Source organism: Castellaniella sp. (genome assembly GCF_041675725.1).
GTDB lineage: Bacteria > Pseudomonadota > Gammaproteobacteria > Burkholderiales > Burkholderiaceae_B > Castellaniella.
Genome location: NZ_JBAYTI010000036.1, coordinates 21,059 through 29,781, shown reverse-complemented (window position 1 = coordinate 29,781; position 8,723 = coordinate 21,059). Strand labels below are relative to the sequence as shown.

8 protein-coding genes are annotated in these 8,723 nt (G+C 60.9%); all 8 read left to right on the top strand.

Translation table 11 applies throughout. The features are described 5' to 3' along the window. The first annotated feature begins 100 nt into the window (after nt 1-100). The 8 genes from WCZ84_RS08825 to WCZ84_RS08790 all read left to right on the top strand — a co-directional run bounded on the left by WCZ84_RS08825 (nt 101) and on the right by WCZ84_RS08790 (nt 8,666). Entirely contained in the window at nt 101-1,093 is a 993-nt protein-coding gene (locus tag WCZ84_RS08825; RefSeq protein WP_372685900.1) for an EpsG family protein, read from the top strand. 45 nt (nt 1,094-1,138) lie between these two features. Continuing rightward, nucleotides 1,139-2,284 (top strand): GDP-mannose 4,6-dehydratase, encoded by a 1,146-nt coding sequence (gmd, locus tag WCZ84_RS08820; protein WP_372685899.1) that lies wholly within the window; start codon nt 1,139-1,141, stop codon nt 2,282-2,284. Nucleotides 2,285-2,289: 5 nt separating this feature from the next. After that, entirely contained in the window at nt 2,290-3,294 is a 1,005-nt protein-coding gene (locus WCZ84_RS08815; RefSeq protein WP_372685898.1) for a GDP-L-fucose synthase family protein, read from the top strand. 113 nt (nt 3,295-3,407) lie between these two features. After that, nucleotides 3,408-4,811, top strand: a complete 1,404-nt coding sequence (locus WCZ84_RS08810) for a mannose-1-phosphate guanylyltransferase/mannose-6-phosphate isomerase (protein WP_372685904.1) — start codon at nt 3,408-3,410, stop codon at nt 4,809-4,811. Beyond that, entirely contained in the window at nt 4,798-5,580 is a 783-nt protein-coding gene (locus WCZ84_RS08805) for a glycosyltransferase (RefSeq protein WP_372685897.1), read from the top strand. Before WCZ84_RS08810 ends, WCZ84_RS08805 begins: the two co-directional genes overlap by 14 nt. A 79-nt stretch (nt 5,581-5,659) precedes the next feature. Continuing rightward, on the top strand, nt 5,660-6,388 hold the full coding sequence (locus tag WCZ84_RS08800; RefSeq protein WP_372685896.1) for a methyltransferase domain-containing protein: 729 nt from the start codon (nt 5,660-5,662) through the stop codon (nt 6,386-6,388). Further along, entirely contained in the window at nt 6,385-7,398 is a 1,014-nt protein-coding gene (locus WCZ84_RS08795) for a polysaccharide deacetylase family protein (protein WP_372685895.1), read from the top strand. The genes WCZ84_RS08800 and WCZ84_RS08795 overlap by 4 nt, the downstream gene beginning before the upstream one ends. Then, on the top strand, nt 7,395-8,666 hold the full coding sequence (locus WCZ84_RS08790; RefSeq protein WP_372685894.1) for a glycosyltransferase: 1,272 nt from the start codon (nt 7,395-7,397) through the stop codon (nt 8,664-8,666). Before WCZ84_RS08795 ends, WCZ84_RS08790 begins: the two co-directional genes overlap by 4 nt. Nucleotides 8,667-8,723: the final 57 nt, after the last annotated feature.

Here is an 8,723-nt window from a genome sequence, read left to right as displayed (position 1 = left end):
GTGAGTATTCGGTAAAAAAGCAATGGTGTATTACCTTCTGCTGCTGGTTTATTTGCTGTACGTCCACTATCTGAGGCTCGCGACGCGGGTCCAGTTGTCGTTGAGCTTTCTTGCGCTGTTTGTGTTTTCCAGCTTGCGGTTCAATGCCGGGTATGATTATCCCGTTTACTATCATTTCATCCAATCCGGTGATGTGGATCGGTTTGAACCATTGTCGCGCGTATTGATGGGCCTGGGCGACGCAACGGATCCAGCAGTCTTTTTTGTGCTTTCCAGCGCATTGGTCGTCTTGTTTTATTATCTTGCGTTCAACCGGTATTGCCAAGCCCATCGCCTGAGCCAGATTGGGATTTTTTCCTTCTTGTGCCTGCCCATGGCATTTTTGGATAGCCTGGGCGTCGTGCGGCAATTCGTGGCCATTGCCATCTTTGTGTACGTGGCCAGCCAGATCGGCCGGAATCTTTTGTGGTCTTTGGGGTTGATGTTGCTGGCGGCCCTGTTTCATGCGTCGGTCATCATACTGATTCCGCTTGTTTTGTTGCGCAAACACCTGGCGCGGCTGCTGGATGTGCGGCTTTATATCCTGTTGTGGTCACTTGCGCTGGTTCTGGGGTCATCGATGATCCGCCAGGTGTCGACTTGGACGGGCTGGTATTCCTATTATTTCGAATACCAGCTGTCGGATAGCGGCTACAAGATATATGCTTTGATGTGCTGTGTTTTCATTTATTTTCTGCTCAACCGAAAAAAGATTGCCGTGGATGCCAACCATGGCTATCTCTTCAATTGTTTTTTTCTGGGGATACTGCTTTATTCGGCCGCGCTGCCCTTCGGGATCCATGTCTCAAGGATCAGTTGGGCACTGTTGGCGGTGCATCCTTTGCTGTTCAGCGTGGTTCTTACCGGCAAGTCGGATGGCGAGCGCTCTTTTTTCATTGCCGGGTGCATTGGCGTCCTGGCGATTTTAATGTTGCTGGCCTACCGAAATCCCGAACGTGATCCACTAAATCAGTACGAGCCCTTTTTCGTTTATGATCGGGCGCAACGCGACCTGATCATGGAGCGGTCCATCCCTGAAGATGCGCGGTTGTAGATTGCCCGCTTCATCGAAAATAGATAACCAGCCAAGAGTATATGCATGCAAGATATCAGCATCGCCGAACACCGCAAAAAAGCCTTGATCACGGGTATCACGGGGCAGGACGGTTCGTATCTGGCCGAGTTCCTTCTGGCTAAGGGATACGAAGTGCATGGCCTCAAGCGTCGGGCGTCGTCATTCAATACGCAGCGTATCGATCATCTGTACCAGGATCCGCATGAGTCCGGGCGCAGGCTGATCCTGCACTATGGCGATCTGACCGATTCATCCAATTTGATTCGCATTCTGGCGCAGGTGCGGCCCGACGAGGTCTATAACCTTGCGGCGCAGTCGCATGTGGCGGTCAGCTTCGAGTCGCCCGAGTACACTGCCGATGTGGATGCCCTGGGTACGTTGCGCCTGCTCGAAGGCATTCGTTTCCTGGGGATGGAGAAGTCCACGCGGTTTTATCAGGCGTCTTCGTCCGAGCTCTATGGTTTGGTACAAGAGACCCCGCAGCGCGAAACCACGCCGTTCTATCCGCGCAGCCCCTATGCCGTAGCGAAACTGTACGCGTACTGGATCACAATCAATTACCGAGAGGCCTATGGCCTATATGCCTGCAACGGCATTCTGTTCAATCACGAATCCCCTAGACGGGGTGAAACTTTTGTGACGCGCAAGATTACGCGCGGCCTGGCGCATATCGCGCAGGGGCTCCAGGCCTGCCTGTACCTGGGCAATCTCGATGCCTTGCGCGATTGGGGCCATGCGCGCGACTATGTACGCATGCAGTGGCTGATGCTGCAACAGGCGCAGCCGGATGACTATGTGATCGCCACGGGGGTGCAGTGCTCGGTGCGCGATTTCATTCTCAAAGCAGCGGCCCAGCTGGGGTTGGGGCTGCGCTTCGAGGGGGTGGGGGTCGAAGAAATAGGGGTTGTCGAGCAGGTGCATGGCGAGAAGGCGCCGGCGGTGAAGCCGGGGGATGTGATCGTGGCGGTCGATCCCCGTTACTTTCGGCCGACCGAGGTCGATGCCTTGCTGGGAGACCCTGGCAAGGCGCGCCGACAGTTGGGTTGGACCCCTGAGATCTCTCTCGACGACATGGTGGCCGAGATGACGGCCCATGATCTTCGGCAGGCGCAGCGTCTCGCCCTGCTGAAGCAGCATGGTTATGTGGTGGACGTTCCCAAGGAAAGCTGAACGACATGGCAGCACATCCGCAGTCAGAACAAGCGGCCGGATCCGCACCGCGCGTGTATGTCGCTGGGCATCGGGGCATGGTGGGCTCAGCGCTGGTGCGGCGCCTGCAGGCGCAGGGCGGGCGTACGCTGGTGACGGCGCCGCGCGCCGAATTGGATTTGCTCGATCAGGCGGCGGTACGGCAATTTTTTGCCTGTCATCAGATCGACGAGGTCTACCTGGCGGCGGCACGGGTGGGGGGCATCCACGCCAACAATACCCGACCGGCCGATTTCATCTACGAAAATCTGATGATGCAGTGCAATGTAATTCAGGCGGCTCACCAGGCGGGGGTACAGAAACTGTTGTTTTTAGGTTCTTCGTGCATCTACCCCAGGCTGGCCGATCAGCCCATGCAAGAATCGGCTTTGCTGGCAGGCCCGCTGGAGCCCACCAACGAGCCCTATGCGGTGGCCAAGATCGCCGGCATCAAGCTGTGCGAATCGTTTCATCGCCAGCATGGGCGCGACTATCGCAGCGTCATGCCCACCAATCTGTATGGGGAAGGCGACAACTTTCATGCGCATGACAGCCATGTGATCCCGGCGCTCATGCGCCGCTTCCACGAGGCGCGCGTGCAGGGCCGCCCGGAAGCGGTGGTGTGGGGCAGCGGGCGGCCCAGGCGTGAATTTCTGCATGTGGACGACATGGCCGCTGGCTGTGTGCATATCATGGGTTTGGCGCCCGAGGCATATTGGCAGCCTGGTCACGATCAGCTTTCACATGTCAACCTGGGCAGTGGTACAGACGTCTCGATTGCCGAGCTGGCTGCCTTGCTGGCGCAGGTGGTCGGTTATACGGGGCGCCTGGTCTTCGACCCGACCCAGCCTGAGGGTACGCCGCGCAAGCTGTTGGATATTTCCCACATCAAGGCCTTGGGCTGGCAGCCGCAGATTTCGCTGGCAGAGGGTCTGAAGCGTACTTATACATGGTTTCTGGCCCATCTGGGGGCCTATAGGGGGGCAGATTGATGACGTCGTCCATCATGCCGGCTGGCAGTGCCGCCAAGCCGCACGGGCAGACGGCCGTTTTGACCGCGGCTGCGGCAACGCACACAGAGACGGTGGCCGCATCGGGCGAAGCGATGTGGCCTGTCATTCTGGCGGGGGGGGCCGGTACCCGCCTGTGGCCGCTGTCGCGCGAGTACAAACCCAAACAGTTCCTGCCATTACCAGGGGGGCGGCAGACGCTGCTGCAGCAGACGCTGCTGCGCCTGCAGGGGCTAGACTGCGGGGCGCCGCTGTTGGTGTGCAATGAAAAACACCGCTTCCTGGCCGCCGAGCAAATGCACGAGATCGGCCTGGGCCAAGGCCAGCTGCTGCTCGAGCCGTGCGGGCGCAATACGGCACCGGCGATTGCGTTGGCCGCCCTGATGGCTTTAGACGGGGGCAATGACCCGCTGCTGCTGGTGTTGGCGGCCGATCATCTGGTGCTCGATGTGTCCGCCTGGCAGGCGGCGGTGCGGGCCGCCAGGGCCCTGGCCCAAGAAGGCCGGCTGGTGACTTTCGGTATCGTGCCAGATCATGCCGAAACAGGCTATGGCTACATCCGCCGTGGCGCACCAGCCGGTGCCGGCTGGCGGGTGCGCCAGTTTGTCGAGAAGCCTGATGCTGCCACGGCCCAGGCGTATCTGGATACGGGTGAATATTACTGGAACAGCGGCATGTTCCTCTTTCGGGCAAGCCGTTACCTGCAGGCCCTGCAAGCCAGCCGTCCGGGTATGCTCGAGGCCTGTCGTCGGGCGTGGGCGACGCGTACCACTGATCTGGATTTCATCCGCCTGGCACAAGAGGCCTTCGAGGCCTGCCCGTCCGAATCCATCGATTACGCCGTCATGGAACATACTACGGATGCCGCTGTGGTGGCCATGGATGTCGGTTGGAACGACCTGGGGGCCTGGTCTGCCCTGGCCCAGGTACAGCCAGCGGATGCGCAAGGCAATCAGCTGCAGGGGGATGTCCTGGTGCACGATGTGCAGAGTACGCTGGTGCGCGCCGAACAGCGCCTGGTGGCCTTGGTGGGGGTTCGCGACCTCGTGGTGGTGGAAACCCGCGACGCGGTGCTCGTGGCGCACAAGGACAGGGTGCAGGACGTCAAGGCCATTGTGCGGCAGCTGCAGGATGCAGGCCGCGACGAGCACGTGCGCCATCGCGAAGAGTTCCGTCCCTGGGGGCATTTCGACTCAATCGGCAGTGGTACTCGCTATCAGGTCAAAAAGATCACGGTCAAACCCGGGGGCAGGCTGTCGGTGCAAAAGCACCACCACCGGGCCGAGCACTGGGTGGTGGTCAGTGGTACGGCGCAGGTCACCAACGGTGACAAAACCTATCTGGTGAGCGAGAACCAGTCTACCTACATCCCCATCGGGCAGGTGCACTGCCTGGAAAACCCTGGGGTGATTCCGCTTGAACTGATCGAAGTGCAGTCGGGCGCGTATCTGGGTGAGGATGACATTGTGCGTCTGGAAGACCGCTATGGGCGCATCTGACGATACCCGCCTGGTGTCGGGCGCGCCCGCTAAGCGGGCTGGCCCGCGCTTCACGGTTGTCACCGCCACCTTCAATGTCGCAGCCGTTTTACCGGATCTGATCGCGTCGTTGCAGGCTCAGACCGACCCGGATTTCGAATGGGTGGTAGCCGATGGGGCGTCGACCGACGATACTTTGATGTATCTGGAAGAGGCCGCCCGCACGCTGGATGTGCGCGTGGATTCGCGCCGCGATTTTGGTATTTACGATGCGCTCAATCGGGCCATCCGCATGGCTCGCGGGCAATACTACCTGGTGGTGGGGGCCGACGACCAGCTCGACCCCAATGCTATCCGCTATTTTCGTGAAGCCTGCGCGCGCACCGGGGCGGATTTGGTGGCGGCTGTGGCATGTTCGGGCAAGCAGCGGATCCAAGTGCGCAAGCGGCCCTGGGAATGGCTCTACGCCGAGCTGGCCTATGTGGGTAACCATTCGGTGAGCCTGGCGATTCGTACGGCACTGCACGAGCGCTATGGCTATTATTCTAATCAGTATCCCATTGCGGCCGATAGCCTGTTTTTACTGCAGGCCATTCGGGGAGGGGCCCAGGTGGCCAACGAACCCTTTGTGGCCGGCGTGTTTTCCCAGGCCGGTGCAAGTGGGGCTAATGCATTGGGGGTGATGAGTGAAAAATGCAGGATATTGATTGCCCTGGGGCACAATCGGTTTTTGCAGCTATTGCTGTTCGCGACCCGGTTTATTGTGCATTATCGCAAAATGGGACGCTGAGCATGCGCAGTGGAGGGGTTTTGGTTTACAGCCGTTGGGCTGGTGTAATGCGAAAGAGGCTACGGTGTCATTTTACAGGTTGAAATCCGCACTCCAACGGCTTGGCCATTGGCATCGCCGACGGCAGCTCGACCTGGTGCATCCGGCCAGCCTGCAGCCGGTTTCTCGGAAGTTCGGGCTGGATCGGGGGCAGCCCATCGACCGGGTCTATATAGAGCAGTTCCTTGACGCCCAACGGCAGGTGATCCGCGGCGATTGCCTCGAAATTGAAGAAAGCACCTACACCGCGCGTTTTGGAGCGCCAGGGCATGTGCCGTACGTGCTGAAATACCCGGGGCCTGGGGATGGTAGGTCATTCGGGCAGTCGGATGAACGGGATGCGCAGGGTGCGCGCATCGTGCGCTGCGACTTGGCGCAGCCCGATTCCGTGCCGGTCAGCCGGTTCGATGCTCTGATCTGTACGCAGACACTGTCCTTCATCTTCGACGTGCGCGTGGCTGTGGCCTCCATTCATGCCCTGTTGCGGCCGGGCGGTCATGCGCTGATCACGGTGTCTGGGATTAGCCAGATCTCCCGCTACGACTACGACCGCTGGGGCGATTACTGGCGATTCACGGATCTTTCCCTGAGACGGCTGCTATCAGCTTGTTTCGACGAGAGCCGCATCCAGGTGGTTACGTACGGCAATGTAGCGGCGGCCAGCATGTTCCTGCAGGGGCTGGCGGCCGAAGAGGTGCATGATCCGGGTGTTTTCGCATATCAGGACCCTGACTATCAGATCGTTGTGTGTGCCAGGGTGCAAAAATGAGCTTCGGGCGAATGATGAATCCGCTGCTCGGCCTGGGGGCGATCCTGATGCTGCATCGGGTGGGTCCGCGGGTGGCGGGTGGGTTTGCGCCCAATGATACGCTGGTGGTGACGCCGCAGTGGCTCGAACGGCTGATCCGCACGGTGCTGGCCCGTGGTGATCGCTTCGTCAGCCTGGCCGAGCTGCACGACGCCGTGGCGCCCGGCCAGGCGCCAGCGGGCGGTGCACAGGAAGCACAGGCGGCCCGGCGGTCGCCGCGCCGGTACGTGCTCACCTTTGACGATGGCTATGTCGACAATTTCGAACTGGCCTATCCCATTCTCAAGAAACATGGCGTGCCGTTCACCATCTATCTGGCGACCTCGTTTCCCGACCGGCAGGCGATTCTGTGGTGGTATGCGCTAGAGGCCAGGATCCGTGACTGCACCGATCTGCCCCTGGCCAGCGGGCAGGTGCTGCCTTGCCGCACGGCGGCCGAGCGCCAGGCGGCCTTCATGGCCGTGCGCCACGACATTATGCATCAGCCGGGCCTGTCGGGGCAGGCGGCTTACGAAAAGGTCATGGGGTCGGCAGGCGACGTAGACTGGGCCGCACTGTGCGCCGCGCATGCCCTGGATTGGTCGCAGGTCCGCACGCTGGCCGATGACCCCCTGGTGACGATCGGTTCACATACCATCACGCACCCCGTCCTGGCAGAGCTATCGGAAACAGCGGCCTACGACGAGATCGCGGGCAGCCGGCAGGCCATCGAGCAGCAGATCGGCCGGCCGGTCGAGCATTTTTGCTATCCGTTCGGGGGCGTGGCCGAAGCCGGCGCCAGAGAATTCCAGCTCGCGGCCCGTGCCGGTTACAAGACCGCCACCACGACACGGTTTGGCAATGTGTTCCCGATGCACGGGCGCCATCTGCATGCCCTGCCCCGGGTATACGTGCACGAGGGCTACACGGCTGGCGGCTACCTCAAGCAGTCGGCCCGGCACTGGCTGTCGCGCCGTTTGGGGCGGTCATGAAGATCCTTCATGTATCGACCTACGATCGTGCAGGTGGGGCGGCCCGGGCAGCTTGGCGCCTGGATAGGGCGCTGGCGATGACGCAGCACGAGAGTGCCATGCGGGTCGTGATCAAAGAGGGGGACGATTGGCGTACCATGGGCCCAAGCGGGTGGGTCTCGACGTTTTTCAATGGCTTGCGGCCTCGTGTGGGCCGGCTGATCACCCGATTGCAGCATAGGCCCGATGCGGTGTATCAATCGTATAACGTCCTGCCGTCCGGTATTCTGTCCAGGCGTGCGCTGGGTGAGGTCGACGTGGTCAATCTGCACTGGGTGGGGGGCGAGTGCCTGTCGATCCGCGAAATCGGTGCGATTCACAAGCCGCACGTCTGGACGCTGCATGACATGTGGGCCTTTGGAGGGGCTGCGCATTTGGCGCCCGACCATGAAGGCGTGCGCTGGCGGGTTGGCTATTGGCAGGACAACAAGCCCGCCGGGGTGCGTTGGCCCGATCTGGACCGCTGGGTCTGGGCACGCAAGAAACGGGCCTGGCGCCGGCCCATCCCGATCGTGACGCCGAGTCAGTGGCTGGCTCGCTGCGTGCGCGACAGTGCGCTGATGCAGGGCTGGCCAGTGCACGTGATCCCCAATGTCCTGGACGTCGAACGTTTCCGGCCGTGGCCCAAAACCTTTGCGCGGGGGATATTGGGCCTGCCACCTGATTCGCTTCTGATCATGTTCGGCGCTATTGGCGGCGGCCGGGATCCGAACAAGGGCTGGGATTTGCTGGAGACAGCGCTGATCGAGCTGGGGCATCGTATGCCGGGGGTCGAGTGCGTGATCTTCGGCCAGAGTGAGCCCGCCGAACCGCCCCAGCTGGGGGTGCCGTTGCATTGGCTGGGCCCCTTGCATGACGACGCATCGCTCGCCCTGGCGTATAGTGCAGCAGACGTCATGGTGGTGCCATCGCGACAGGAAAATCTGCCGCAATCAGGCACGGAAGCCCAGAGCTGCGGTTGTCCAGTGGTCGCATTCGACTGCACCGGCCTGCCTGACGTGGTGGTGCACCAGGAAACCGGCTACCTGGCCAAACCCTACGATACCGGTGATCTGGCCCAGGGCATCCAGTGGGTGCTCGGTGATTCGGCCCGGCGCGCGCGACTGGGGCATGCCGCGCGCGAGCGGGCTGTGCGGCGGTGGGCGCAGGGGGTGGTGGTGCCGCAGTATTTGGCAGTTTATGAGGAAGTGTTCAGTCATTGGAATGACGTGCAAGGGCAGAATGGTTAAGTATTTTGAAATCCGGCGATATAGTAAATTTCAGTGCATATCAGTTTGCGAGAATAA

Bases quoted from the DNA above. Each gene is read 5' to 3' on its own strand.
- gmd (WP_372685899.1), top strand. From the start codon at position 1,139: ATGCAAGATATCAGCATCGCCGAACACCGCAAAAAAGCCTTGATCACG.
- WCZ84_RS08815 (WP_372685898.1), top strand. From the start codon at position 2,290: ATGGCAGCACATCCGCAGTCAGAACAAGCGGCCGGATCCGCACCGCGC.
- WCZ84_RS08810 (WP_372685904.1), top strand. From the start codon at position 3,408: ATGTGGCCTGTCATTCTGGCGGGGGGGGCCGGTACCCGCCTGTGGCCG.
- WCZ84_RS08805 (WP_372685897.1), top strand. From the start codon at position 4,798: ATGGGCGCATCTGACGATACCCGCCTGGTGTCGGGCGCGCCCGCTAAG.
- WCZ84_RS08795 (WP_372685895.1), top strand. From the start codon at position 6,385: ATGAGCTTCGGGCGAATGATGAATCCGCTGCTCGGCCTGGGGGCGATC.
- WCZ84_RS08790 (WP_372685894.1), top strand. From the start codon at position 7,395: ATGAAGATCCTTCATGTATCGACCTACGATCGTGCAGGTGGGGCGGCC.